We start from the raw sequence: 25,621 nt of genomic DNA on the forward strand, positions 1-25,621 counted from the left end.
CGAATAGGGGGTAGTCCTGAGACTATCGGGACAGTTTGTCTAAACCAGCGCGCACGGTGTTAACCCCCTCACCGGATCGTGTTGCGGATGCGGCTGTTCCCGGCCTTCCTCCGGTTGCCCCCTTCCGGATGGGGGCGTAACTACTCCGACTGCTGTGTTCCCGGCTTAGAAAGGATGTTCGCTCACGTAATCCAGTGCCTGAAACAATGTTGCGTCTGCCTGCCGGATCAGCCGCCGGCTGATAGATGCAATTGCGACTAAATCATTGTTGTGTATCGCACCAACGAGATCACCGGCGACCTTTGCGAAACTGACCAGACCGATCTGTTTGCTGATCGCGATAAGACTGTTCGAGAGTCTGGCAGCCCCTTCAAGATCGCCGTTAGACAGGGCCGCCTCCAGCCCGTTCAAACGGTCCGATACTTCGCAAGCTGCACGCTCCACCACTTCGCGGCCTTGTCCTTGCCCGAGGTTTGTCTGCAATGTCTCAATCGCACCCTTTTCCAACGCTGTTTTTTCGATCAGCGTCAGTCGTTCTACCGTATCTTTTTTTGTTAATGTAAAGGTCATTTTTGGTCCCACTTTCATCTCTTAGTTCCCATGTCGGAAGCTAGGATGGAGATGTTTCCAAAAACTTACCTACTAAAATTGAAATGGTTGTAATTTGGCCTAAAGTTTAGGAGAAGGTTGCCAAGCTACAGGAGTTCTGCGCAATGGAATTTGCAAAACCGTTACCAACTTCCCTCGTCAAACGCTACCAGGGCTGGCGGGCAACAACCTATTCCGAAAATAAATCGTGGTATATGAAACTGGCCGATGAAGGTCAGCATCCCCGTGGGCTGATAATCTCCTGCTGTGACAGCCGCGTGAATGCGACCTCTCTCTTTGGCGCGGATACAGGCGAGTTTTTCATTCACCGGAACATCGCAAATCTTGTCCCCCCATACGAACCGAACCGCGATTATCACGGCACCTCTGCCGCGATCGAATACGCTGTGAACACGTTGCGGGTGGTCAATGTGATTATTATGGGCCACACCCAATGTGGTGGCGTCGCCGGTTGTCATGCGATGTGTTCTGGACAGGCGCCCGAACTGGAGGAAGACACCAGCTTTGTCGGACGCTGGATGGATATTCTGCGGCCCGGTTTTGATCGGGCAGTTAAATCCTCGGACAAGGAAGAAGAGCAGGTCAAAGAACTGGAGCGGCAAAGCGTTTTGGTTTCGCTGGAAAATCTGATGACCTTCCCATTTGTGCGCGATCGGGTGGAAGCAGAGGATCTGACGCTCCACGGTATTTCGGTCAACATCAAAACCGGAGAGCTATCCCACTACGATCCGGCACAGGGCCAGTTTATCGAAATTTGATCCCGAAACTGACGAGATCTATTTGCAAAAAAAAAAGCGACCTTTCAGTGGAAAAGTCGCTTTTTTTAACAGAGTTAACCGAAGTTAACGCGGGACAGGCATCTTACCCACCGGCCATTTCATCTGGTATCCGAACAGGACGTCCTGACTTGTGCCGGCTTCCAGTTCCAGATCCCAAACCAGAACTCCGCGTTTGCCATTGCGGTTCAGTTCGTCCGGTGCGGGCGTGGCTTGTAGGCGGATGTTCAGATCGTCATCTTCAGATGTGGGCACTACGTCGAGTAGTTTAACCGGCATGTTGTAATCCAGCGCAGAAAACAGCGTGGTTTTGTAGGACTGGTTGATCTCGGACCGGGAGGTTATGAACCCGCTATCCCCTTCAGCAACACCCAGAACATCCCGTTGCAGGCGGATGCCATAGAGCGGCCCCAGACCGATCGGCTCTGTCTGGTTCGGGCTGAGCCTTGGCAGGTAGGTGGTGCCAATCGGCGTGCCGTCACGGGACAGGTCGACTTGCCCAGCCAGAAGAATGCCGCCGGTGTCGTTTTCAAGGTCAGTATAAAGAAATGCGTTCTCGTCCCGCGCTGCATTTGCCATCCCATACAAGTCAGCAGAAAAGACCAGCGTGTCTATATTGAAGGTGCTAGTGGCAGCGCTCCAATCCATGCTGTGCCCGTCGCCCAGATCAAACAAAAGGGTTTGGCCAGCAAAATTTGCACCTGCGGGTTGTTCTGCGGCCTCGACCATCGGGGCAGGCGCTGGTGCATCCAACCGCATGACGTTGGTTTCATAATCGGCGCCGACGGACCCAGATTTGCGGGCCTTCACCTCATCTACCAGGCGCTTAAGATCGGGGTATGGAATGACCGTTCCGGTGCTGTCGCGCAGGTTGGCCGTGGACAATGTAATCTTCACATCATCCCAACTGTGAAACGGCTTTTCGCCTTCACGGGACACTGAAACTTTCGCTGAGCGCCGCAACTCCAGCGTGCCTTTGGCGCCGGCTTGGGTCAGGTCGGCCGCATAGGTCGGCTGCCAATAAGCGGGCTGGAGATTGTCATATTCCACGGTCACAGCCTGCGCAGCGGTGACTTCGATACGTGTTGTAATCTGGCGGATTTGTTCGTGGCTGCGGGGTTGCAAGCGCTCTACGATCTCTTGCGCATGAGCGAGATCTTCTTGCAAGACTGTACGCTCCGGCTCCATAGATGCCAGTTCCGTTTTGATCGCGGCAATGCGCTGTTGCGCCGCGCGGGCGGTTTCTCCTATTGCATCGGCCACTGCGGTCAGCTGATCTGCCTGTATTGCATCACGCTGTCCGGCCAATCCGGTTTCTGCGGTGCTGCGCACTAGTGTCAGTTTCAACTCCGCTGCGAGCAGGGATGCTTGATTTTCCTCATACCGTTCTTCAAACGCACGCAGTGCCGCCTGGGCCTGATTTCGCGCATCAATAGCGACTTGCAAGCCTGCAGATGGCGTGCGCCGGATTGGTGGCGCGTGAAAATTCGCGGCAGATTGAGAGATGACACGTATGCCATCAGCCCCCCCAAACTGCACCTCCGGCACTGCATTTTCATAACCGCTAACGGGCAAGTAGGCGATCAAACTGTGGGTGCCAGGTGTTAAGGTCACAGGCGCCGAATAGGTGATAATACCGCCCTGACCCGTTATCAACGCCTCCGTCACCTCTGTCTTAAGAACTATGGTATCAGCGAAGGCAGGCAAAGCTGTTGTTGCGAACAATGCGGCTAAAATCGGTTTCATTTTTAATCCCGTTTCGTTGAAGTGACTGAATTTCAATCTAAGCCGGTGCTGGGGAATCTCAACCCGCAGCACCTAAATGGGACATGGTGGCTGGTTCTAAAAAATGAAAAACCCAGCCTGTACGAACAGACGGGGCAAGGTTGTCAGGGCCAGTGGCGGACACGCGGTGCTGCATAGACGGTGAATGCCGGTTTCGTGACGGATTGCGCTGCTAGTTCTGTAACCTCTTTCGCGCAAAGCCCTTTGGGCACGGTTAGGGTTAGTTTGTCGCGCGAAGCGGCAAATGCGCCAGAAGCTGGCATCGCGAGAACGGACGCAGCCACGGCTGCGAAAGCTGTGAAACGAGAGACGTTCATATTCGGTTTTTCCTGAGATAAGTCGGAGAGCAGTCCGTTAATTCTTGTCGCTTCCGATTTCGTTGAAATAGGGCCAAACAGTGGTTAAGACAACAAAATTTTAAGGGTGGTTCCTGAAATTTAGAAGCCAATGATTTTGTTGCTATATTGTCGTGACCCCTATGAAACAAAGGAGTTTCGCGTGGTTTTAGTGTTCCGTTAGTGACTTTTTAGCACGCCCCTGAATGCCGTCGCGGGCTGGAGTGCGATAAAAACCCCTCGTACCAGACAGATACGAGGGGTCATTTTTCGTTTGCAGCAGGTGTGGGAGGCGTTAGCCTTTTTTCAGAACCCGACGTCCCAGCAGTTCGGCGATTTGCACCGCGTTCAACGCTGCACCTTTGCGCAGGTTGTCAGAGACACACCAAAGGTTGATACCATTGTCGATTGTGCTGTCCTGACGGATGCGCGAAATATAGGTCGCGAATTCACCCACGCATTCCTTCGGAGTGATGTAACCGCCGTCTTCGCGCTTATCCACAACCATGATGCCTGGCGCCTCGCGAAGGATTTCGCGGGCTTCGTCTTCATCGAGATGGTCTTCAAATTCGATGTTGATCGATTCCGCATGGCCTACAAAAACGGGTACGCGGACACAGGTCGCTGTCACTTTAATCGCCGGATCGACGATCTTTTTGGTTTCGGCAACCATCTTCCATTCTTCTTTGGTGTCGCCGGAATCCATGAACACGTCGATGTGCGGGATCACGTTAAAAGCAATTTCCTTCGGATAAACAGAAGGTTCGACCTCTTGTCCTGGAACATACATGCCCTTGGTTTGGTTCCACAACTCATCCATCGCGTCCTTGCCTGAGCCGGAAACCGATTGATATGTGGACACAACAACCCGTTTGATCTTGGCGCGGTCGTGCAACGGCTTCAGCGCCACTACCATCTGCGCGGTTGAACAGTTCGGGTTAGCGATGATGTTCTTTTTGGAATACTGCTCGATGTCGTCGGGGTTACATTCCGGCACGATCAGCGGCACGTCGGGATCGTAGCGGTACAGCGACGAGTTATCGATCACCACACAACCGGCTTTGGCGGCGATTGGTGCATATTGTTGCGTCGCTTCAGAGCCTACCGCGAACAGTGCAATGTCCCAGCCGGTGAAGTCGAAAGTGTCCAGATCTTCCGTCTTAACCGTCTTGTCGCCAAAGCTGCACTCCGTTCCCTTGCTTTTGCGCGATGCGAGCACTGCAAGTTCGTCTACGGGGAACTGGCGCTCGGCCAGAATATTCAGCATTTCGCGGCCCACATTGCCAGTGGCGCCTACGACAACAACACGGTAGCCCATGTATATTTCTCCTAGGTTTTGACGTTGTGCCGCTGAACTGACGTTTGCTGCCGCACATCGTGCTTGATTGGACAAACCCCCGAAGGGACGCGGCCTCATAACTGGAAAACAGCTTAAGGGAAAGGGGCGCGGTGCTCTCTGACCGTTTTACCGGCCGTATTATGTCGAAAAGGTGAACTTCTCAGAGAAAAATCCATAAAAAGCGCTTCAAATCCTCCGTATTTGGAGTCCCGCGATTAGCAGTTCGTTCAGATTTGCAGCTTATTTCTTTCTTCGAACCAGCGGTTAGGAGATTTTTCAATGTTAGGCGAAAGTCGGGTTTGGCAAGGAAACCCGGTAGATGGCGTCTTGATTTCGGGCACACGGAAGGATGAAGCCTTTCAGGGGGGCAATCCGGTTAATACGTATTCGGATGGGCCAACGGGAACGGGCGCAATAACAGAAGACACTACGGGCAATAAGGTTTTCGATCTGCTCGCCGATGGCTGGTCTTACGATGGTCGTACGTGGATTTATACGCCGCAGGTTTCAGAACGAACTGCTTTCGTCTGGCCGCCCATCAACGATGTAATTCAGGCGGGGGGTGGTAATGATGTTTTGCAGGGCAAAGGCGGGACTGATTTACTGTTCGGAAATGCCGGTCAAGATCAATTAAACGCTGGCTCGGGTGATGATTTCGTTTTTGGCGGCTTGGGACGCGATCATCTGAAACTGGGTAAAGGGGCGGATTTCGCAGAAGGGGGTGCCGGTGATGACAGGGTCACCGGTGGCGCTGGCGATGATCTGGTCTACGGGGACGGATCGGGGCGAAACCTGCTGGCAGCTTCCATGCAGGATGCCGATGCAACCGACCTTGCGGCATTTGCAGGCTGGGGCAATTGGGACGGTTCGGATGATGGCAGCGGCGCGCGCATGTCCCAAACGCTTGATACCGAAAATGGCGTGTCTTACCGGATATCTTTCGACCTCGCCGCTAATCTGGCTGAGGCTTCCGGCGCAGGGGGCGTGGCAGTTTATTGGAATAATCAACGGGTTGGACGGTTTGAAGCGGATCGCGGCGGTTATTCGACCCACACCATAGACGTCGTTGGAGAAGGAAAAACGGGTACACTTTTATTTAAAGATTTTGCGTTTAGCGGGTCAGAAAGACCGGAGATTAATGCGGACACACCAGTGCTGCACTATGATTCAGCGGTAAGGATCAACGGGCGTTTAATAGACGTTTCGGCATTCGCATCAGGTCAACAAGGCATGTTCCACGTTCTGGACGGCCAATTGACCCGTTTCGAAGGCAGCAGCGCCACTACCCTTGCGCTTGGGGGCGGGGCTGATTTTGGTGTGGGAGCGTTAGGTTATAACTCTCAAGATGATCTGATTTATGGGGTGGCAACAAGCGCAGGTTTGGACGACCGAGGAAAAGCGGTCAGCACCGGCGACCTCGTTCTATTTGACGCGAAGGGGACGGTCTACGGAGCGGGTGCTACCGGTGCTTCGGGGATGGCTGGTGATTTCGACAGCTACGGCAATCTTTGGATATTTGATGCGAATTTTAGCGGTATCACCAAAATAGACGTGGATAATTTCAACGCTTTTAGCGATCCCGTAGTGCAGCGTTACTCTCTCCCAGCAGGTCTATTTTCCCAAGATTTGAAGGATGTGGCGTACAGTCCTTTGGAAAACCTGTGGTACGGCGTGGTCGCACCTTCCAAGGCCGGGGACAATGGTCAATTGATACGTATCGATCTGAACGATCTTGCGATTGGTGGATATCCGGTCATAACCTCCATCAAAATAAACCGGATCGTAACCTTCGAGGGTTTCCATGACGGGATGCCAGCGGGGGATGTGTCCACGGTGTTCGTGGACGGAGATGGAGAGCTTTATTTCGGACTAGGGGCATCAGGCCGTGATGCGGAGGGTGACACGGCTGAACCGGGTGCGATCTATCAGCTTTATGCCGACTGGGACGGTGGGGCTGCTTTTGCCCGCTTTCGGGGTGTCACCGAAAGCGCCGGTTACGATGACGGCGCGGTTGATCCAAACTCCGTCGACTTATTCGCGTTGCGGGACGCCGATGCGCCGTTCTATCTGCGAAACCCTCAGGTGCAGATGCAGGGCGGAGGCGACGATATTCTTTACGGCGGCGCTGGACAGGATGAAATCTACGGCGGTGCGGGTGGTGACAAAGCACTCGGGGGCGCGGGCGCAGACACTCTATTTGGCGGAGAAGGCGATGATCGGCTCTTTGGAGGGCGCGGACAGGACAGGATTTCCGGTGAAAGCGGAGAGGATAAAATTAGAGGTGGTTCCGGTGACGATCAAATCTTCGGAGGGTCCGATAAGGATGAACTGGACGGGAGCAGTGGCGATGATCTGATGGTGGGTGGCGCTGGCGCAGATAAACTCTTTGGTGGCGCTGGGGCCGACAGAATTGAGGGTGGCGCAGGGAATGACAACCTTTGGGGCGGTGGTTATACCGGCGACAGCGATAGGGATGTGTTCGTATTTTCCGCAGGATCCGGACGGGATTATATCCACGATTTTGACGTTTCGATTGATCAGATTGATCTGTCTACCTTCTGGATCGACTGGTCCGAAGTGCGGGAACACCTGATTGATGAAGGCTGGGCAACCGTTATAGATCTCTACGCCTTTGCGGGAGGCAGTAGCGGTGAAAGGATTATCTTGCCTGACGTGGCGCGCGCCAGCCTCAACGCAGAGAACTTCGTCTTATGATTGGGCTTCGCATTCGCGTGAACGGGGCGTCTATTTCTTTGCGCCTTAGGCGTGGCGGGTTAAACATACTTCATGAAACACACAAAAAACTTCATTTGGGCCGCCATCGCTACTTTGGTTCTACTAACCTCGGCGGCAGTGGCCGGTACGGCAGTTGTCGAAAAAGCAGAGCTGCAACGCTCCGGCAAGACATGGACCGTTACCGTGACGCTCCGCCATGAAGATACCGGCTGGGACCACTATGCCGATGGCTGGGGCGTTTATCTTCCAGATGGAACCGAGCTTGGCTACCGCGAGCTTGCCCATCCTCATGTGGAGGAGCAACCCTTCACCCGAACCTTACGCGGAGTCACGATACCGGAGGACGCGACCAAGGTGGTTATCATTGCGAAGGATTCCGTTCACGGGACCGGCGAAGCATACGAGATCACGCTCGACTAAGTTAAATTTCGCGAGGTGATTCGCTATACGGCCGAGCAGTCGCCACAGAGCATGCCAATCGCTGGTAGAAGCCTGTTCGGGAAAGCACACCCCTTCGGTGTGACGCGGTTGGGGCGCGATGTTTTGATAACGGTTTAGCGCCTTGAAACACGCTATTTCCGGATTATTTCTTGCAGTCCGTCGTCACTCTCCCCACAATGGACGAGAGGATGGGCGTCATCGCTGAACAGTGTGGGAACAACCGGCAGCGGGATTGCAATCTTTTGGTGGGGAAATAAATGACACTTCTATTTGCTGCAGCTTTTGCAATGGGGCTGATTGCCGGCTTTGTGCTGCTTGCTTTGATGCTTGCGTTCTACGGTTGATGCCGTTGGTCTGTGCCTGACACTAACGCAAGCATTGATTAGCGGGACGCGGTAACTTCAAGAAAAAATTAAGATTTTCAAGATATACGAGCCGCTGAGGAACTTCCACAGCGGCCCGATTTGTTTCAGCTCATCGCGGAGCCAAACAAATTTGGTCCAGTGATCAGGTGGATACCCCCATCCAACGGCAGGATGGCGCCCGTCACATAGGCGCCAGCTTTGGAGCAGAGAAACAGCGATGCGCCCTGTACATCAGACGGCGCGCCGATGCGCCCGATGGGTACATCGCCGCCCACGGCTTTGGCCTGCTCTTCCTTCGCGGTCGCAAAGGCGGTCATCTTTGACTGGAAAGGTCCAGGTGCCAAAGCGTTTACTGTGATGCGCTGGCCTGCCAGCTCCTTGCCCAGAATTGCGGTCATGTGGTGCACTGCTGACTTGGACGCGGAATAGCTGTAAGCGCCATCGCCGAGCGGGTGTTTCCCCATAACAGACCCGAGGTTCAGAACCCGCGCCGGATCTGCGTCGCTGGACGCTTCGATCAGAAGGGGCAGTAGTTGTTGGGTCAGGTGGAACAGACCGGCAACGTTAACATTCATCACCTTTTCCCATGCGGAATGGGGGAACTGCCCCAGTGGCGCGCCCCAGCTGATACCGGCGTTATTCACCAGGATGTTCAGCTTGTCAGTGCGCGACGTGACCTCTGCCACGATCGCGTCGATGCCTTCTTCGCTCGATACATCTCCGGAAAACGCTTCAACACTGCCTGCAGGATTGTTTGCGTTGATAGCGGCGGCGGTTTCTTCAACCTGATGCAGCTTGCGCGAGCAGATGATCACCCTTGCGCCAGCTTGGGCAAATCCTTCGGCCATCATGGCGCCAATGCCAGAGCCGCCTCCGGTGATCAGTGCGGTCTTTCCCGAAAGGCCGAAAAGTTCGTTAAGCATGTTTGTCTCTTCCCTAGTTGCCGTAGCGTGTATGTTGACAGCTTAGGCGCTGGGCTATTGTGATGCCAAGCAAATTGCCGCCTCGACGCGGCGTCACAGTTAGGAGCCCGCCATGAGCGATCTGCCAGAACAGACGTTTTCGATTATCCAGAAGCTGGAGGGCTATTCGGGCAAATCCGAAGGGCCAGCCATTTCCGATGCCTCCCTCTACCTTGAAGACGCGACGTTGCCGATGCCAGAACCGGCTGCCGGGCAAGTGCTGATCAAACTGCGGATGGCTTCGGTCAATCCATCGGATCTGCACTTTATCAAAGGCGAATACGGCCAGCCTTGTGTCAAAGGAGCGCCTGCCGGATTTGAGGGTTGCGGTGATGCTGTCGCTGCGGGTGCAGGTGCGGAAGGGTTGGTCGGTAAACGGGTCGCTTTTGTGGCGGCAGGTTCTGGTGCATGGTCCGAATATTGTGTGACACAAGCGGCGATGTGCATTCCACTGCATCCTGCGGTGAAAGATGAAGACGGCGCGGCGCAGATTGTGAACCCGCTGACGGCCATCGCGATGGTGGATATTGCGGAAAAGAATGGCGATTGTTTCGTGATCTCTGCGGCGGCGAGCCAGCTTGGTAAATTGATGATCGGTCTGGCGCGGGACAAGGGGCTGAAGACAATTTGTCTGGTGCGCCGGATGGACAGTGCGGATGCCCTGCGTGCGCTGGGCGCGACCGAGGTTCTGGACGTTACCGCAGACGATTTCGAAGCACAGTTTGCTTCTGCCAGCCGTGCACTAAAACCCCGCGTCTTTCTTGATGCGGTTACGGATGCGATTTCCGAAAAGGTTTTTGTTGCCATGCCGAACAATGCGCGCTGGGTCACTTATGGCAAGCTGAACCCCGAACTGTTCCCGATGACGCAGATGGGCCAGTTGATCTTCCAGTCCAAAGTGATCGAAGGCTTCTGGCTGACCCGTTGGATGCAGGACAACGGTGCATTGATGGCGGATCTGGCGAAAGAAGTGCAAACCCGTTTTGCCGACGGGCGCTGGTCCACGGATGTGGCGACTTATCTGCCGTTGCGTGACGTTGTGTCAGGACTGGCTGCGGCGACCCAGATCAAAGACGGTAAGATCATGATCAAGCCGTAAAGCGGTGAGACAAAATTTTGGCGGGACGATGCTGAGATCGTCCCGCCAAACCCCTTTCGGGGTGGCCTTGCAGGCCTTCCGCCGAGGTTCACAGCCCAAAACCATTTCCTCCCAGAACGGTTGGCGGAACGCTGCAGCGAAACTGAATTTTAAAACCGGCTCCAAACCTGCCCGTCACAGACACCGCCTTTGCAGCCTGTCACGTGAAGGTTTCGGCCTCTGAGTTGCATGGATGCCTTGGCTTTGACGTTAAGAAGCGGCACGTAAACCGTCCCGTTTTTGTAATCGCCGTTGCCCAAAGGCTCTATCCCCCAGAAAAGTTCTTTTCCTACATGCTTTGTATTAGCCTGTTTTCCGTTCGAATCAAATGCTCGGATCACGGTTCCGCAAAGTTTAGAGCCACACTGGTGAATCCGAATGTGGGAAATCAGCTTTTTTCGATCAGGCTCAGTCTTCCAGATCCCCACTGCTGGATCGTTAGCAGCAGCAATTGTGGAGGTAGCTAGGACAGTTAACAGGGCCGCAAATACGGTATGAACGGGTAGGTTCATGGCAAACTCTCAGGCAGAAAGATCGCTTGCGCAGGTCAAATTGTGATCTGCGAGCAGCTTTAGAGTATCGTGATTCCCCGTTTCAGGACAAATCACTTATTATTACACCGGGGGGCGTTCGGGTATGAGGAAAACCATTTGAAAGCAGGGGCTTGCCGCCCCCGCACCCCCGCGGATATTTTAAGAAAATGGAAGAGGGTTAGCTTAGAAGCGCGCGTGTGAGGGGGGAGTCTGGTTCTCTGAGCGGAGCGATGACAGAAAAGTGGTGTTGGTCCGCAGCGTAAACATCCGTCGCCTTTATTCCCGCGCGAGACCATTTCTCGGCGATCAACCGGTTCTGTCGCAAAAACTCGGGTCTTTCAGCGGCTCCGACCCAGAAGGTGATAGAGCAGTCGGGGTGGGCGTCCAGCAGGGCCGGGCTCTCGGCTTCGGCCTCGGAAGTGTCCAGTTTAAGCGTGTCGTTCATATCGGTCTCAACCAATGGGCGTAAATCGTGCAGGCCGGAGATCGAAATCGTATGAGCGATTCGGCCCTGTACGGCAGGGGCCAACCTGCTGTTCGTGCAATTCATCCGCGACACAAGATGCCCGCCTGCGGAATGCCCTGTCAGGCGCAAAGGGCCGGTGGTGATGGCCGCGATGGCTGTCACGGCGGCGGCGATTTCCTGTGTGATCTCGCTGATGCGGGCTTCAGGGGCGAGCGTGTAACCCGGAAAGGCAACGGACCAGCCCTGCACCAGCGGACCGGCAGCAAGGTGTGACCAATAGCTTTTATCAAGCTGGTGCCAGTAGCCACCGTGTACGAAAATCACCGTACCCTTGGAGGGGCCTTCGGGGTGAAACAGATCAAACAGATTGCGCGGTTTTGACCCGTAGGCGCGATCCAGTGTTGCGTTCGTTTGGGTGGCGCGAAAGGCCGCGGCGCTTTTGGGCCACTCTTCCAGATAATCGGCGGCCCCATTGATATAGGCGCCATTGGCAAAGGCATCGTTCCAGTCAATCATGCGTATTCTCCCATTGCGCAACTTTGATCATGGTTCGCTTGAAATGGAAACCGTGTCATTGACGCCGCGCCCGTTTCGGGTGAGTTTCCGGTGAAGTTCAAGTCAGCGAAAGGCCCATGTCGTGAACACTGTTTTTATTCAGATCCGTTGCAAACCCGGTTCGACCTATCAGGTTGCAGATGAAATCGCCTTGCGGGAAAATTACGCCGAGCTGCATTCCACCAGCGGTGATTGGGATTTGCTGTTAAAGCTTTATATCCCCGAGGGCGAAGATACGGGCCGGTTCATCAATGACTATATTCTTGACATTGAAGGGATAGAGCGCACCCACACCATCCTGACTTTCAAGGCCTTTTAAAGCGTCTTATTCAGCGAATGTTCGCGCTTGCGCAGGGGTCATTCCGGTCCAGCTGTGAAACGCGCGGTAAAAGCTGTTGGGATCGCGAAAGGCCAACAGGTATGAGATTTCCTCGATGCTGATATTGTCCATGCGCAGGTAGTGGAGCGAAAGCTCTGAGCGCGTTGCGTCCAAAACTTTTTGAAAACTGCTGCCTTCCCGTTGCAGGTGACGTTGGAGCGAGCGTTTGGACAGATGCAGTTTCTGGCAGGCCGACTCGACCGAGGATTGGCCGCTTGGCAGCATCTCATAAAGGGCATCGCGCAGCCGGTCCGCCGTGGGTGTGTTTCCGGTCTGCGCTTCGAGTTTGCGTTTCAGATCGGTTTCAAACACCGCCCACAAGTTCGGGTTCTCTGTCACCAACCGCCGTTCGGCATCGTCCCGCGAAATGGTCAGTGTGACGTTTTCCCCACGGGTGATCCGGATGCCGAGGTGCTCCTCTATATCTTTCGTTTCGGGGGGCAAATGGGGCAAGCTGGCCGACAGGGGCACCACATGTTCCGCAGTGGTCGTGCGGATCAGTTCAACGAAGAACACCAGATCCATCGCGCCAAGCACTGCGGGCAGGTCAAGGTCCGGCTCGGTTGATGTGATGGTCAGCGTGAGGCGGGTTTCATCGGTGTGAATGTCCAGCTGGATCGGCCCGATCAGCGGTTTGAAGATCGCAATGCGGTTCAACCCCGCTTGCACCGTATGGGAACAGGTAAAGGCCAGCACCACAGATCCGAAAATCCCGTGGGCCAGCGATTTGCCAAGGAACACGGGAAGATCCGGCTTCCGGTACTCTGCCGCGGCAGCATCCCAGAGGGCGAAAATCTGATGGGGCAGAAGGCCGCGATCATCATGGTCAAAGTAATCCGGCGGCAGCCCGGCGCGGCGCAAAACCGACTTGGGATCGATCTTGAGCAGGGCGCACATAGTCTGCATATCCTGTGCAACATGATAGCGGGTGCGTTTGTTCATAGACATAATTGTATAGCGTCCGGCGCGGTGTGAAACGGTTTCCCGTCATTTTGGCACTCTTTGTTAGTAAACTGGCGCAATATGCAAGTAACATTTCCCCGCGCGAGGGTTATATCTGTTAAATCGCAGACCGGAGGGATTCCAACTTGAAATTAACCGTTAATGGTGCCGAGCATTCGGTGGATGTAGAACCGGAGATGCCGCTTTTGTGGGTCTTGCGGGATGAACTTGGGATCACCGGACCGAAATACGGCTGCGGGATTGCACAGTGCGGGGCGTGTACCGTGCATATTGACGGCATGGCTGTGCGGTCCTGCTCTGTCGAGGTGGGGGCGGTTGATGGTGAGGTGACAACCATCGAAGGGCTCGGCACGCCAGAAAGCTTACATGCCGTACAGGCGGCCTGGATCGAACATCAGGTGGCGCAATGCGGGTATTGCCAATCCGGCCAGATCATGGCTGCGGCATCCTTTCTTGAAATGAACAGCGAACCAACCGACGAAGATATAGACGCGGCCATGTCCGCCAATCTGTGCCGCTGTGGGACCTACCCGCGCATCCGCGCGGCGGTGAAAACGGCTGCGGCCAAATTGAACGGAGCCTGATCATGGGATGCTTAAAAACCATCGGACGGCGGGCGTTTCTGGTCGGCTCTGCTGCGGTTGTCGGGGGCGTTGCCTTCGGATTTTACCTTTACAAAAAGCCGGTCGAAAACCCGCTTCTGGCCGATCTTGATGCGGGAGAGGCGGCGTTGACCCCCTATGTGAAGATCGACGCAGAGGGCGTTACCCTGATTACGCCGCGCGCTGACAAAGGGCAGGGTGCCTATTCCGTGCAGGCGGCGATGATTGCCGAAGAACTGGACGTTGAGCTGGACCAGATCAGGGTTGATCCGGGTGTTCCGAGCCCGGCCTATTGGAACCGCGCACTTGCGGATGAAGCGGTGCCATTTGCGGCGACCGATCAGGGGGCCATTGCCACGGCGGCGCGGGGCACGGTTGGTGCTGTGATGAAGGTCATGGGGATGCAGGTCACGGGCGGCTCCAGCACAGTGGCTGACGGCTACGAAAAACTGCGGATCGCAGGGGCGGTGGCGCGGGAAACGCTGAAAGCGGCGGCGGCGCAGAAAACCGGCGTGGATGTCGCGCGGTTGCGCACACAGGGCGGGGCGGTGATCCTGCCCGATGATACGGAAATTCCTTATCAGGATCTGGCAACCGAGGCGTCACAGATCAAACCGGTAGCAGAGGTTTCCTTGCGCCAGCCGGAACAATGGCGACTTATCGGAAAACCGATGTTGCGGGTGGATACGGTGGCGAAATCTACCGGCACGCTGGACTACGGAATTGATGCGAAACTGGACGGTATGGTCCACGCTGCAGTGGTTCTAAATCCCCGTCAGGGTGGGGCGCTGGACAGCTTTGATGCCAGCGCTGCGCAAGACATGCGCGGTGTGAAAAAGATCGTACCGGTGACGGGCGGTGTCGGGGTGATTGCCGACAACACGTGGCGGGCATTTCAGGCTGCGGCTGCGGTGGAGTGTGATTGGGGGCCAGCGGTGTTCGCGCCGGAAATGGCAGATCACTGGGCCGCGCTGGAACAGGCGTTTGAGACCGATCCGGACAGTCAGGGCCGTGACGACGGGGATGTGTCGAATGCGCTGGGCGATGCGCCTTTGACAGCGGAATACCGTGCGCCTTATCTGGCCCATGCGCCGCTGGAACCGATCAACGCGGTTGTGTTGGTTTCTGAGGGTCGGGTGGACGTTTGGACCGGTACGCAGGTGCCTCGTTTTACCCAAAACAATGTCGCCGCGATTGCAGGGGTTGAGCCGGATCAGGTGCATGTCCACGGGCAGATGATGGGGGGCAGTTTCGGCCACCGTCTGGAAGATGAGGTCGCCCGCCGCTGTACCGAGTTGGCGATGGAGATGAAGGGCATTCCAGTAAAATTAACGTTTTCCCGCGAGCAGGATTTCGGCCACGACTACCTGCGCCCCGCCGCGATTGCGCGGATGCGAGGAGCTGTGTCAGAGGGCAGGGTTAAAACGCTCGATCTGGCAGTAAGTGCGCCGTCTGTCCTCGCCTCGCAAATGGCGGAGCGTCAGGGTTTGGCGATGCCCGGTCCGGACAGCTCTATTTCTCAGGCGTTATGGGATCAGCCTTACGGGATTGAAAACTACCGCATCACCGCGCATCGTGCGCAAAATATGGCGCCTGTCAGTTCGTGGCGTTCCGTCGGGGCGTCCCAAAACGCATTCTTTCACGAAGGTTTCCTAAGCGAACTGATCACGGCAGCGGGCGGTGACCAGTTGGAACAACGGATCGCGCTGTGCACGGATGACGTGTCACGCAGGGTTCTGCAAACGGTCGGCGAAATGTCGGAATGGGGTCGCGATCTTGGCCCTGATCGCGGACGCGGGGTGGCGTTTTGTATGTCATTCGGCACGCCGGTAGCCGAAGTGGTTGAGGTCACGAACACGCCGGATGGCATCCGGATCGACAATGTGTTCGTCGCCACAGATGTGGGCCGCGTGATCGATCCAGTGAACTTTGAAAATCTGGTGCAGGGCGGTGTTGTCTTCGGGCTGGGACACGCAATGAACTGCGAGATAACCATCGCAGATGGCGGGATAGAGCAGACTAACTTTCACGAATACGAAGGGTTGCGGATGTACCAATGCCCACGGATCACAGTCCAATCGCTGGAGCATAACAGCCACATTCGCGGAATAGGGGAGCCTCCGGTGCCGCCGGCGGCCCCTGCTCTGGCCTCGGCTATTTTTGATGCGACGGGTGTGCGTCTGCGTGAAATGCCGTTCAACAAGTTTGTGGATTTCGTATGAAACGGTTCTTGAGCAAAGCGCTGCTGGCTGTTGGGCTGTGTCTCCCGCTGCCTGTCTCGGCCGAGGTTGCGGTTCCCGCAGGTCCGGCCATCGGTACTGTGTCCCGAGAGCAGGGACTGGAGGCTTGGGAACGCATGTTCGCTGTGGTCTCTCATCCGCGCTGCGCCAATTGCCACGTTGGGCCGAGCGACCGGCCGATGTGGTCCGGTGAAAGTTACGGGCGGACGCGGCCCCATGGGATGAACATTCGTGCGGGGGACAGCCGGATCGGGGCGGAAACCCTGCCCTGTGCGACGTGTCATCTTGGGGAAAATTCAAATGTGCCCCACAGCCCGCCTGCGGTGCCCGATGACTGGCGGCTTGCCCCGGTTGAGGCGCATTGGTTCGGCCAATCCGCGCAAACGATCTGCAACCAGTTGCGTGATCCCGAACTGAACGGAGATCGTGACTACACCGAAATCGCAGAGCATTTGGGCCATGATGTGATCCTGCACTGGGCGTGGGAACCAGGTGGAAACCGTGAACCGGCACCCGGAACGCTTGCGGCGCACATCGAGGATATCCTTCATTGGGGAGCAGCGGGAATGCCCTGTCCCGAGTAGGGCGGGTCTAGGGTTCAGGACTTTTTGGCACTGGTGCCCGCTTGCAGCCCGTACAAAAACGCCTCAACGATTGCAGGGCCATCTGCTGGCGGGGGGCGTTTGTGGACATGAACCGGCGGGTGCTCTTCCACTGGCATCCGTTTCTCGCCCGCGGCGGCGATCCCGACAATCAAAAGGCCAATGCCGAAATAGGCAGTGCCGATGACGGTTGCCGCAAAGACTGCGCCATAGACCAGTGACAGGTGCAGCCAAAGGCTTGCGGTTAGAAAGGCCAGTCCTACGAGCATCAGAACCGCGCCGCCGCACAGCAATCCCGCCCGTCGGGCGGTGCGTGCAGCGGCGTGTTTGAACTGGGACAGCATATTAGCGGCGCGCGTTCAGCATACCCACCAGAAACCCGAGACCGGCAGCAATGCCAAGGGCTGTAGCGGGTTGGGATTTCACAAAATCGTTGGCCTGTTCGTGAACTTCCTTGGCACGGTTTGTAACGGCCTCAGCGGCCTCGGCGCCCTTTTCACGGGCAGCATCGACACGGTCCGTCGCGGCCTCTTTCAGTTCGGCTTTTTTGGCTTTGCCGAGATCGTTGATTGTACCGCTCAACGCGCTTAGGTCTTTGCGCAGGGTTTCGATTTGTGCGCTCAGATCGGCCACTGTTGCGTCTTTGCCTGAACCATTTGCAGATGTACGTGCCATATCTGAACTCCTTTATTTAAACAGCATTCACCCGCAAAACGCACAACCCCAGCCGATGGTTCCACCATTTGAAAAATAAATTTTCGGGAACTTCTCTCACTGCGACGTGTTGACTCAGCATGAAAGCGTCAATGACGGCGCAGTGATTGAAACTGGAAGGACTAAAATATGTTATATTGGGCTGTAATCTTCTTCGTTGTCGCGATCGTTGCGGCGTTGTTTGGCTTTGGCGGGATCGCTTCGGCATCGGCTGGTATCGCGCAGTTGCTGTTCTTTGTATTCGTAGCGCTGTTCGTCCTGATGCTTGTGGTGCGCGCCATGCGCGGCGCATCGAGATAACGCATACGCGCCTGACCTGAATTGAACCACGGCCTCTGTTTCCTGCAGAGGCCGTTTCTACTGAAGAAAGGATTTTAACCATGACTTCCCCCCTTAATGTTGTCCCCTCCGAGCACGATGTAAATTCTGGCGTGCGCAATGCAGGTGCTATTGCCAAGGGACTGGGCGATGTTCTTGCAGATACTTATCGCCTGATGTTCAAGACACATGCTTATCACTGGAATGTAGAGGGGCCGCTGTTCTTCTCGTTGCACAAACTGACCGAGGAGCAATACCAGAACCTGTTCGAGGCAGCTGATGTACTCGCCGAACGCATTCGCGCGTTGGGCCAGCTTGCCCCGTCGAACCTGTCCGCAATCGTAGAGGATTCCCGCATCAAAGACCTCGACGGTCAGCCTTCTGCCGGTGAAATGGTCGCTGATCTGGCCAAGGATCACGAGACCGTCGCCCATCGCCTGCACGCGCTGACCAAGCTGGCTGGGGATCACGGCGATCCGGTGACAGAGGACCTTGCGACAGCACGCGCCGCGTTCCACGAACAAGCGGTCTGGATGTTAAAGGCGATCACGGCGAAATAGTTTGCACGCGATAACCAAAACCGCCCGCTGTTGGATACAGCGGGCGGTTCAGTTTTCAAAAATTGGCGAAAGGATCAGACTTTCAAAGTCTCGGTAGAGGCAAAGAACATGGCTTGGCTTACCGCGGATTGCACCTGCTCTTCCTTGTAAGGTTTGGCGATCAGGAAGGCCGGTTCGGGACGATCCCCAGTCAACAAGCGTTCAGGGAATGCTGTGATGAAGATAACTGGCGTATCGCCGAGGTCTTTCATCAGATCATTCACCGCATCAATGCCCGAAGAATTGTCGGCCAGTTGGATGTCCGCAAGGATCAGATCCGGTTTCTTCTTGTTGCCCAGTTCAACTGCCGCAGCGCGTGTGCGGGCAATGCCGGTTACTTTATGACCAAGATCGGTGACAATCGCGCTGATGTCGGCGGCGATGATCGGTTCGTCTTCGATGATCATGATACTGCCGGAGATGCTGTCTTCCATGTCCTTGCGGGCGGTGCTGATCAGATGGCGCACATCATCGCGGGAAGCTTCCATGATGAGAGCGATCTCTTGGATGGAGAATTCTTCTACCGTGGACAATAGCAATGCTTCGCGGGTGTTGGCCCCAAGTGCGGCAAGATGTTTAAAGGCGGCGCCAAGTTCGCCTGCTTCATCCCGATTAACCGGCGCCCCGGTGCTGGCCCAGATCGCATGAAAGCATTTGAACAGTCCCCCCTTTACGGACAGCGTATTGTCGAAGATCGACCGGTCCTGCAAAATCGCCTCAAGCGTGGCAACTGCATATTGGTCGCCACTGCTCTGCGTGCCCGTCAATGCGCGGGCATACCGGCGCAAAAACGGAAGCTCGCGGGCTACCTGATCGGAAAAATCTTCATTGGAGTGGGTGGTCGACATTTTTTTCGCCTTTTTTTCGTATTCCTTGGAACCAAACGCACACTTGCGCGTTTGGTTCCCTAGTGTGATAATATTTTTATGTAGATGAAGCTATGGGCCTGATGAGTAGAAGCGACGACAATGAAAAAGAGCGGGTAGCAACCTTAATAGACCAGAATCTGAAGACGATATACTCTGATCTGGTCCAAGAGGAGCTTCCCGACAGATTTAAGGATCTTCTGGCGGTGTTGAAAGCACAAGACGCCGGTCAAAAGGACAGTCAATGATGTCCACAGATCCGCGGAATGAGCTGGTAGAGCATCTGCCGGCCCTAAGGGCGTTCGCCCTGAGTTTGACCAGAAATTCCGCAACTGCGGATGACATGGTTCAGGACGCTGTTGTTAAGGCGTGGACAAATATAGATAAATTCGAACCTGGCTCGAAAATGCGGGCTTGGCTGTTCACGATCCTGCGCAACACCTATTATTCCAGCCTGCGCAAATCCAACCGCGAAGTGGCGGATGTGGATGGTGCCTTCACCGAGGGTCTGTCCGTTAAGCCGGACCATGACGGGCGGATGCAGTTGAGCGATTTCAAAGAAGCGTTTGAGACCCTTCCCGACGAACAGCGCGAGGCGCTTGTACTGGTCGGGGCCTCGGGCTTTACGTACGAAGAAGCCGCATCGATGACAGGTGTAGCCGTTGGTACAGTCAAAAGCCGGGTGAATCGAGGACGGGAGAAATTGACCGAATTGTTAAATCTTTCGGAGGGCGACCCTATGGAACTCACCGATTCTGCCACAATGGCAGTGATCACAAGTTCCGCGCCGGTTAAACGTTGAGCGAAACAATAGAGTCAAACCCTAAATGGTATAAGAGTCTGCGAATCCGCCTTGTGCTGATGATGTCGCTGGCTCTTTTACCGATTGGTTTGATTGCACTGATCCAGACCAACACCGTTTCCACCAAGGCGCGCCAGAATGAAGAACTGGCGCTTTTGGCGTTAACTGAGCAAGCTGCATTGCAAGAGCGACTGGTCATACAGAGCGCCTTTGGTGCGGCGCGGGGTCTGGGGGCCATGCTCTCGGATAATTTCAACAATACCGAAGCGTGTGATCGTGCTTTGTCCAAGTTGGTCGCAAGCGTCAAAGGTTACAGCTTTGCCGAGGTCGTAGACCTGTCTGGCGGCAATATCTGTGTTTCTGACGACCTGTCCAAGCGCAAGTTTGCCTTCCCCGATATTTCCGCAGTCGCCGAAGCTGGAAAACCGGCTGTTGTCACAAAACGCAGCCTGCAAGCCGATGGCAGCTCTGCGGTGTTTGTCATGCAGCCCTTTTACAGCCGCGATACTCTCTCGGGGTTCATCTCGATCACGGTGCCTCATAAGGCGCTGACGATTGAAACCGATACCATCGCCAGCGGTCAGTTCTTCGATATTGTCACGCTAAACAACAAAGGGGAACTGCTGTCCTCTCAGAATGACTGGCAAGTCGCAAAGAAGGCTCTGCCCACGGGCTTTAACATGGACTGGCTGTCCACCTTCGGGTCCCGGGTCTTTCTGGCCCGCAGCAGCGACGGCGTTCCGCGTATGTACACAGCCGTGCCTGTAGAAGAAGGCCAAATTTTCGTCGTCGGCATTTGGTCGTCCTTAGGCGAAAGATCAGAGCGGCTGTTGCGTATCTTGTCGACGTCGGTCTTTCCGGTCCTGATGTGGATTTTCTCGCTGACAGTGGCGCTGATGACCATTCACCGGCTGCTGACGCGGCAGATCAACTCGATCGGGCAGCAGATGCTTGAATTTGCACGAGACCGGACATCGGTAACCGATACCATCGCGCCCGATATGCCCAACGAGCTGCAAACCATTCAGGATTCCTACCTGTCGATGGCGGACTCGATCCTGCGGGAAGAGGCCAAGATGGAAGACGCGATGCGGCACCAATCCGTGTTGACCAAAGAGGTTCACCACCGCGTCAAGAATAACCTGCAGCTGATCTCATCCATCCTTAACATGCAGATCCGCGCGGCAAGGCATGATGAAACCAAATTGATGCTGCGTCGCATTCAGGATCGTGTTCTCAGCCTCGCCACGATCCATCGCGATCTCTATCAGAGCGGAACCGGAGGGCAGGTTAACGTCGGTGAACTGGTCCGCGAAGTGATTGAGAAAACCGTCCAAATCGGCGCTGAAAAAAGTATGGATATCGAGGTTAAGCTTGATGTGGATGAGGTCATGCTCTTCCCGGACCAAGCCGTCCCAATGTCTCTGCTGGTAGCGGAAGCCGCCACGAACGCTCTGAAATACGTTGGCGCGCCCGAAGGACAAACGCCTTGGATCTCCGTCGAATTCAAAAAGCTGGATGATGGTAAGAGATGCTGCTTGGAACTGAAAAATTCCACTGGCGCGGAACGCGAAGTAGAAAGCACCGGCCTCGGAGCCAAACTCATCTCAGCATTCGCCATTCAACTGGACGCAGACATCGAGATTACCGAGGACGAAAACACCTACACCATGCTGGTAAATTTCGACATCGCCCAGTTCGAACCGGAGTCGGCAGACTTTTAAGACAGCGCTACCGCGCGCTGAAGTCCGTTGATAGGCGGGAAAAGTGGTGCTGCTGGAGAGAAAAGAATTACTATATCTTGGTGTTCCGTGGTATAGGTGAAAAACCTAAATCCCTCTATTTTACAGGCAAAAACTGGTGTAGCCTATTCCATGGCAACCCACGGCATACTATATGTTGAGGGTGGATAGAAAGGTGGATACGTTTTGGCCCGTCAAATTGACCGACTTTCAGCACAGAGTTTGAAATCTATAGCGCCGGGCAAATACGCGGATGGGAACGGGCTTTGGTTCCACAAGCGACCCAATGGCGGGGCGCAATGGGTCTTGCGCGTAAACGTCCACGGGCGGCGGCGGGAAATGGGGCTTGGGGGCTACCCCAATATTACCCTAAGGGATGCGCGGCAAATGGCGCGGGATAAACGCGCTTTGGTGGCGCTGGGCTTGGACCCGATCAAGGAACGCGAAAAACAGAAACGGGATGCGGCGCGGAACATCCATCTGTTGCGCGATATTGCCTTAGATGCCTTTGAAAGCCGCAAGGCAGAACTGAAAGGCGACGGTGTGAACGGGCGCTGGTTCTCCCCCCTTGAACTGCACGTCCTGCCCAAGCTGGGCGCGGTTCCGGTTTCTGATATTGACCAAAAAGACATACGCGACACGCTGGCCCCGATCTGGCACGACAAGGCGCATACGGCAAGCAAGGCGCTGAACCGTCTAAGCATCTGTCTGCGCCATGCGGCCGCGCTGGGCTTGGAGGTTGATTTGCAAGCGACTGAAAAGGCAAAGGCGCTGCTGGGCAAACAACGGCACAAGACACAGCACATTCCTGCAATCCCTTGGCAGCAAATGCCCGACTTCTACCAAAGCCTGAATGGGGGCAGCATAACCGAACTTGCAATGCGGCTGCTGATTTTAACGGCGGTTCGCTCCAAGCCTTTGCGGTTTATCCGCTTGGACGAAATCGAAGGCGATGTTTGGACCATCCCCAGCGAAGCCGTGAAAGGCCGCAAGGATGCGACAAGCGCGTTCAGGGTTCCCCTGTCACAAGAGGCGTTGGCCGTGATCGAGCAAGCCAAACCATTTGAACGGGATGGCTACCTGTTTCCCAGTATCCGCAAAGGCGTGATTTCAGACGCAACTATGAGCCGATTTATGGAGCGGCGCGGCATGGTGGAGCGTCCACACGGGTTCCGGTCCAGTTTCAGGGATTGGACCGCAGAAGCGACCTCTACGCCCCGTGACGTGGCAGAGACTTGTCTGGGGCATGTTTCTGGCGGCGTGGTGGAAAGGGCTTATAAGCGGACGGATTTTTTGGAGCAGCGGCGGATGCTTATGGAGCGGTGGGCGAGTTTGAATGCCGCTGACAATTTAAAGGTAATTATGCTGAGTGTCTGATATGAAAAACAAACTTAAGCCTACGCATAAGGAAGACCTTTCAGAGGCTTTAGAATTTGTAAAAGTCTTGCGGCCATCAAATCACCGTTTTGAGAGGTCTTGTTTGGAGGATTGCCGTCTGCGCTTTGAGGCTGGTGATAGTTTGGCACTGCATGAAGCGATAATACATTGTGAGAGAGGGGCTGTTCCTCTTCCAATTTGGTTGTCTACTGCACTGAAAGAGTTCCTAGTGGATGGACTTACGGATGGTGTTAAAGGGAGAAAAGGACGCAGCAATTCGCCTTTTGGTTTATCCGCGAAGGCATTTAAACAGGAGTTACACTATCGCCTAGTGGAGAGAATATTGGGGGCCTCTCTAGGGGTTGAGCTAGCGCATTTTGTTTCAAGAGCAGTTGGAATGGATGTAAAAAGTAACTTGGGCTCTTTGCCGTCTGGCCTACGTGAAAAATTAGCGGATTCCGCCAGCAAAATTAGATTGAAACAATTCGTCCACACTAAAGCAGCAGCGTATGAAATAGCGTCTCTCTTTCTGCGGGGAACTTTTGCACAAGCCGAACCAAGGACCATACGAAGCTCCCACAAAGCTTTTAAAAAGAAAATGCAGGAGTGCGATTGTTTGCAAAACAATAACGTCTCATTTTTCTCTGAGACTGACCCTGAAACACTGGATGCTTTTGGTCTGCAAATAGAACTAAGTGAGACAGAATTATATGCATGGGAAGCGGGCCAAGACCTAATAAATTTCTCACAGTCAATGGGAGTGGGGCACAAGCCCGAAGTACTTCCCTGCAAAAGATGCGGGGAATTGACAGAGAAGTTCGACAGTGAAGAGCAATCGTTGGTGTGCGATGATTGTGTGGCGTTGGCAGAATAATCGGTGTTTTGTCGTAATTGGAGAAAATATCGCTTTCGTTAGGTTGGTGTTCCGAAGCAACTAATGGAACATCAAAATGCGTTATCTTTCTTTCCGTGACCTGCAAGCCAAGCTAGGTGGCCGTGGGCGAACCACGATTTACCGTGACTGCGAAACGGGCCGCTTGCCCAAGCCGTTCAAAATAGGTTCGCGCCTGTATTGGAAGGAAGCCGACATCGACGCGGCGATTGAATCCCAGAACCAATAGAAAACCCCACCGCTCACGCGGATAACCGCGCTGGCATGTGGGGCCATTCCTGTGAGACGGAATACAATGACCTTACACGCCCAGCGCCCCTTTGAAAAGGAGGCCGCTCATGGCCCAAACCTCTTTTTACTCTCAACAAACGCAAGTCTACTGGGCTTGCAAATCACTTCTGGCAGGCCGGAAAATCTCAACCGGAACCGAAATTCGAGAAAGCCACGGCTGGCGCTTGGGCGCTATTGTCCATCGGCTGCGAACCGAATTTGGTTGGCCGATTGAAATGGAGCGCGGCGCTGGGCGTGTTGCCTATTACTCGCTTGCCGTGGATGCCGACAAATCCGCATTGCGCTTTCCGCCGTCTGCAAAGGCGCTGGGCGCTTCGGAGGTGCAGCAATGAAAGCCGTTCGCATCGCCCGCCTACGCCGCCGTTATGGACTAACCCCAACACAAGCCCGTCTGATAGACCGCTTGGCCTACGGAGGTGTTTAGAATGCCCCAGACATACCGACTGAAGCGCATGGCGGGCCGCTGGCACGTCATGGCCGTAAACGCCGCCACAGCCGCCCCAGAAACGGGCTGGCTGTCCCTTGGGGGCTGTGCCGATCCCGTAACCGCAACCCGCGTCTATCTGGCGCTGAAGCGGAGAAAGGACCACCAATGAGCCGCAAGCCATTCATTCGCGGCAAAAGGGGGGCTGGGCGTCACGTCCAGCTTCCTGAGTGGCTGCAAGCCTCCCCTGCATGGGCAACGCTAAGGCCGGGTCCAAGGGCGCTCTATATCGAGCTGAAGCGGCGATTTAACGGGGTGAACAACGGGCAAATAATCCTAAGCCACCGCGATGCGGCTATGGCCCTACACGTCCACCGCAACACAGTCGGGCCGTGGTTCCAAGAATTGCAGGAACGCGGGTTCATAGAAATGGTGCAAGCGCCCCACCTTGGCCCGTCCGGTTATGGCAAGGCGGCGGTGTGGTCGCTGCAAGAACTGCCCAGCGCAGACGGGCGTTCGGCTGCTAAGGCGTTCATGGGGTGGCGGGCAAAGGAAAAGCCCCGCACAAAAAGCCAGCACAGGTGCCACAAAAAACAGGACGGTTGCGGGGTAGATAGTGGATCTAGTGGGGGTACTGGCACAAAATCTGTGACGCTTTGAGGGGTTTGCCTGTAAGAAGCGTCACAAAAAGCAGGACATATATACATCTAGCCATGGGCAGTGTGTGGCTGGGACTCAAAACTGAGAAAAATGTTTCTAGCGAGTTCGCT

30 protein-coding genes are annotated in these 25,621 nt (G+C 55.1%); 19 read left to right on the forward strand and 11 right to left on the reverse strand.

Translation table 11 applies throughout. The annotated features are described in order from the left end of the window. Nucleotides 1-165 precede the first annotated feature (165 nt). On the reverse strand, nucleotides 166-570 hold the full coding sequence (locus IEX10_RS10055; protein WP_188674126.1) for a hypothetical protein: 405 nt from the start codon (nucleotides 568-570) through the stop codon (nucleotides 166-168). A gap of 143 nt (nucleotides 571-713) precedes the next feature. Between IEX10_RS10055 and IEX10_RS10060 the strand changes: the two genes are divergently transcribed. Next, nucleotides 714-1,367: a carbonic anhydrase gene (locus tag IEX10_RS10060; RefSeq protein ID WP_188674129.1), complete on the forward strand. Its 654-nt coding sequence runs from the start codon at nucleotides 714-716 to the stop codon at nucleotides 1,365-1,367. A gap of 84 nt (nucleotides 1,368-1,451) precedes the next feature. On the opposite strand, the gene IEX10_RS10065 is transcribed toward IEX10_RS10060, so the two are convergent. From IEX10_RS10065 to IEX10_RS10075, 3 genes are all read right to left on the reverse strand, one after another. Beyond that, nucleotides 1,452-3,131 carry a DUF4139 domain-containing protein gene (locus IEX10_RS10065; RefSeq protein ID WP_188674132.1) on the reverse strand — a complete coding sequence of 560 codons (1,680 nt, stop codon included), beginning with the start codon at nucleotides 3,129-3,131 and terminating at the stop codon, nucleotides 1,452-1,454. A gap of 143 nt (nucleotides 3,132-3,274) precedes the next feature. Next, nucleotides 3,275-3,487, reverse strand: a complete 213-nt coding sequence (locus tag IEX10_RS10070) for a hypothetical protein (RefSeq protein WP_188674135.1) — start codon at nucleotides 3,485-3,487, stop codon at nucleotides 3,275-3,277. Nucleotides 3,488-3,800: 313 nt separating this feature from the next. Further along, on the reverse strand, nucleotides 3,801-4,823 hold the full coding sequence (locus IEX10_RS10075) for an aspartate-semialdehyde dehydrogenase (protein WP_188674138.1): 1,023 nt from the start codon (nucleotides 4,821-4,823) through the stop codon (nucleotides 3,801-3,803). Nucleotides 4,824-5,123: 300 nt separating this feature from the next. Between IEX10_RS10075 and IEX10_RS10080 the strand changes: the two genes are divergently transcribed. Both IEX10_RS10080 and IEX10_RS10085 read left to right on the forward strand, forming a co-directional pair. After that, the gene (locus tag IEX10_RS10080) at nucleotides 5,124-7,559 is read left to right on the forward strand and encodes a calcium-binding protein (RefSeq protein WP_188674142.1); all 2,436 of its coding nucleotides are present in this window, start codon (nucleotides 5,124-5,126) and stop codon (nucleotides 7,557-7,559) included. 72 nt (nucleotides 7,560-7,631) lie between these two features. Next, complete coding sequence (locus tag IEX10_RS10085) at nucleotides 7,632-8,000, forward strand: hypothetical protein (RefSeq protein ID WP_188674145.1); 369 nt, start codon at nucleotides 7,632-7,634, stop codon at nucleotides 7,998-8,000. Nucleotides 8,001-8,490: 490 nt separating this feature from the next. Here IEX10_RS10085 and IEX10_RS10090 read toward each other — a convergent pair whose 3' ends face one another. Next, nucleotides 8,491-9,309, reverse strand: a complete 819-nt coding sequence (locus IEX10_RS10090) for an SDR family NAD(P)-dependent oxidoreductase (protein WP_188674148.1) — start codon at nucleotides 9,307-9,309, stop codon at nucleotides 8,491-8,493. Nucleotides 9,310-9,421: 112 nt separating this feature from the next. Between IEX10_RS10090 and IEX10_RS10095 the strand changes: the two genes are divergently transcribed. Further along, nucleotides 9,422-10,447: an alcohol dehydrogenase catalytic domain-containing protein gene (locus tag IEX10_RS10095; RefSeq protein WP_188674149.1), complete on the forward strand. Its 1,026-nt coding sequence runs from the start codon at nucleotides 9,422-9,424 to the stop codon at nucleotides 10,445-10,447. A 149-nt stretch (nucleotides 10,448-10,596) separates the two neighbouring features. On the opposite strand, the gene IEX10_RS10100 is transcribed toward IEX10_RS10095, so the two are convergent. Both IEX10_RS10100 and IEX10_RS10105 read right to left on the reverse strand, forming a co-directional pair. After that, entirely contained in the window at nucleotides 10,597-10,998 is a 402-nt protein-coding gene (locus tag IEX10_RS10100; protein WP_188674152.1) for a DUF2147 domain-containing protein, read from the reverse strand. Nucleotides 10,999-11,197: 199 nt separating this feature from the next. After that, nucleotides 11,198-12,001, reverse strand: coding sequence for a hormone-sensitive lipase (locus tag IEX10_RS10105; RefSeq protein WP_188674155.1), 804 nt, complete (start codon nucleotides 11,999-12,001; stop codon nucleotides 11,198-11,200). Nucleotides 12,002-12,122: 121 nt separating this feature from the next. Between IEX10_RS10105 and IEX10_RS10110 the strand changes: the two genes are divergently transcribed. After that, nucleotides 12,123-12,359: an Lrp/AsnC ligand binding domain-containing protein gene (locus tag IEX10_RS10110; RefSeq protein ID WP_069298400.1), complete on the forward strand. Its 237-nt coding sequence runs from the start codon at nucleotides 12,123-12,125 to the stop codon at nucleotides 12,357-12,359. Between the two features lie 6 nt (nucleotides 12,360-12,365). Here the strand turns inward: IEX10_RS10110 and IEX10_RS10115 are convergent, their stop codons facing one another. Further along, nucleotides 12,366-13,367, reverse strand: coding sequence for an AraC family transcriptional regulator (locus IEX10_RS10115; protein WP_188674158.1), 1,002 nt, complete (start codon nucleotides 13,365-13,367; stop codon nucleotides 12,366-12,368). Nucleotides 13,368-13,507: 140 nt separating this feature from the next. On the opposite strand from IEX10_RS10115, the gene IEX10_RS10120 reads away from it, so the two are divergent. From IEX10_RS10120 to IEX10_RS10130, 3 genes are read left to right on the forward strand one after another with little or no spacing between them, the layout of a single operon-like run. Continuing rightward, on the forward strand, nucleotides 13,508-13,966 hold the full coding sequence (locus IEX10_RS10120; RefSeq protein ID WP_188674163.1) for a (2Fe-2S)-binding protein: 459 nt from the start codon (nucleotides 13,508-13,510) through the stop codon (nucleotides 13,964-13,966). Nucleotides 13,967-13,968: 2 nt separating this feature from the next. After that, nucleotides 13,969-16,206 (forward strand): xanthine dehydrogenase family protein molybdopterin-binding subunit, encoded by a 2,238-nt coding sequence (locus IEX10_RS10125; protein WP_188674166.1) that lies wholly within the window; start codon nucleotides 13,969-13,971, stop codon nucleotides 16,204-16,206. Beyond that, entirely contained in the window at nucleotides 16,203-16,808 is a 606-nt protein-coding gene (locus IEX10_RS10130; RefSeq protein ID WP_188674169.1) for a hypothetical protein, read from the forward strand. The genes IEX10_RS10125 and IEX10_RS10130 overlap by 4 nt, the downstream gene beginning before the upstream one ends. A gap of 14 nt (nucleotides 16,809-16,822) precedes the next feature. Here IEX10_RS10130 and IEX10_RS10135 read toward each other — a convergent pair whose 3' ends face one another. Further along, complete coding sequence (locus tag IEX10_RS10135; RefSeq protein WP_188674172.1) at nucleotides 16,823-17,170, reverse strand: phage holin family protein; 348 nt, start codon at nucleotides 17,168-17,170, stop codon at nucleotides 16,823-16,825. A 1-nt stretch (nucleotide 17,171) separates the two neighbouring features. Next, complete coding sequence (locus IEX10_RS10140) at nucleotides 17,172-17,501, reverse strand: ElaB/YgaM/YqjD family protein (protein ID WP_188674175.1); 330 nt, start codon at nucleotides 17,499-17,501, stop codon at nucleotides 17,172-17,174. 168 nt (nucleotides 17,502-17,669) lie between these two features. Between IEX10_RS10140 and IEX10_RS10145 the strand changes: the two genes are divergently transcribed. Continuing rightward, nucleotides 17,670-17,840, forward strand: coding sequence for a DUF1328 domain-containing protein (locus tag IEX10_RS10145; RefSeq protein ID WP_101653833.1), 171 nt, complete (start codon nucleotides 17,670-17,672; stop codon nucleotides 17,838-17,840). Nucleotides 17,841-17,920: 80 nt separating this feature from the next. Then, a complete protein-coding gene (locus IEX10_RS10150) occupies nucleotides 17,921-18,418 on the forward strand; it encodes a Dps family protein (RefSeq protein ID WP_188674178.1) in 498 nt (165 codons plus the stop codon). A gap of 74 nt (nucleotides 18,419-18,492) precedes the next feature. Here the strand turns inward: IEX10_RS10150 and IEX10_RS10155 are convergent, their stop codons facing one another. Further along, entirely contained in the window at nucleotides 18,493-19,305 is an 813-nt protein-coding gene (locus IEX10_RS10155) for a response regulator (RefSeq protein ID WP_188674181.1), read from the reverse strand. Between the two features lie 101 nt (nucleotides 19,306-19,406). Here IEX10_RS10155 and IEX10_RS10160 point away from each other — a divergent pair, with 101 nt between their 5' ends. The 9 genes from IEX10_RS10160 to IEX10_RS10200 all read left to right on the forward strand — a co-directional run bounded on the left by IEX10_RS10160 (nucleotide 19,407) and on the right by IEX10_RS10200 (nucleotide 25,511). Continuing rightward, a complete protein-coding gene (locus IEX10_RS10160) occupies nucleotides 19,407-19,571 on the forward strand; it encodes a NepR family anti-sigma factor (protein ID WP_188674184.1) in 165 nt (54 codons plus the stop codon). Continuing rightward, nucleotides 19,571-20,125 (forward strand): RNA polymerase sigma factor, encoded by a 555-nt coding sequence (locus IEX10_RS10165; protein WP_373287467.1) that lies wholly within the window; start codon nucleotides 19,571-19,573, stop codon nucleotides 20,123-20,125. Before IEX10_RS10160 ends, IEX10_RS10165 begins: the two co-directional genes overlap by 1 nt. A 59-nt stretch (nucleotides 20,126-20,184) precedes the next feature. Further along, the gene (locus IEX10_RS10170) at nucleotides 20,185-21,849 is read left to right on the forward strand and encodes a sensor histidine kinase (protein ID WP_188674190.1); all 1,665 of its coding nucleotides are present in this window, start codon (nucleotides 20,185-20,187) and stop codon (nucleotides 21,847-21,849) included. Nucleotides 21,850-22,053: 204 nt separating this feature from the next. Then, the gene (locus IEX10_RS10175) at nucleotides 22,054-23,244 is read left to right on the forward strand and encodes a tyrosine-type recombinase/integrase (RefSeq protein WP_188674193.1); all 1,191 of its coding nucleotides are present in this window, start codon (nucleotides 22,054-22,056) and stop codon (nucleotides 23,242-23,244) included. Beyond that, nucleotides 23,237-24,118 (forward strand): hypothetical protein, encoded by an 882-nt coding sequence (locus IEX10_RS10180; protein WP_188674196.1) that lies wholly within the window; start codon nucleotides 23,237-23,239, stop codon nucleotides 24,116-24,118. The genes IEX10_RS10175 and IEX10_RS10180 overlap by 8 nt, the downstream gene beginning before the upstream one ends. A gap of 76 nt (nucleotides 24,119-24,194) precedes the next feature. After that, a complete protein-coding gene (locus IEX10_RS10185; RefSeq protein ID WP_188674198.1) occupies nucleotides 24,195-24,365 on the forward strand; it encodes a helix-turn-helix transcriptional regulator in 171 nt (56 codons plus the stop codon). A gap of 109 nt (nucleotides 24,366-24,474) precedes the next feature. After that, the gene (locus IEX10_RS10190) at nucleotides 24,475-24,759 is read left to right on the forward strand and encodes a hypothetical protein (RefSeq protein WP_188674201.1); all 285 of its coding nucleotides are present in this window, start codon (nucleotides 24,475-24,477) and stop codon (nucleotides 24,757-24,759) included. Between the two features lie 93 nt (nucleotides 24,760-24,852). After that, nucleotides 24,853-25,023 carry a hypothetical protein gene (locus tag IEX10_RS10195; RefSeq protein WP_188674204.1) on the forward strand — a complete coding sequence of 57 codons (171 nt, stop codon included), beginning with the start codon at nucleotides 24,853-24,855 and terminating at the stop codon, nucleotides 25,021-25,023. Continuing rightward, complete coding sequence (locus tag IEX10_RS10200; protein WP_188674207.1) at nucleotides 25,020-25,511, forward strand: helix-turn-helix domain-containing protein; 492 nt, start codon at nucleotides 25,020-25,022, stop codon at nucleotides 25,509-25,511. Before IEX10_RS10195 ends, IEX10_RS10200 begins: the two co-directional genes overlap by 4 nt. The last annotated feature ends 110 nt before the right edge of the window (nucleotides 25,512-25,621 follow it).

Origin of the sequence: Neptunicoccus cionae, assembly GCF_014643735.1 — a bacterium.
GTDB classification, from domain to species: Bacteria; Pseudomonadota; Alphaproteobacteria; order Rhodobacterales; family Rhodobacteraceae; genus Amylibacter; species Amylibacter cionae.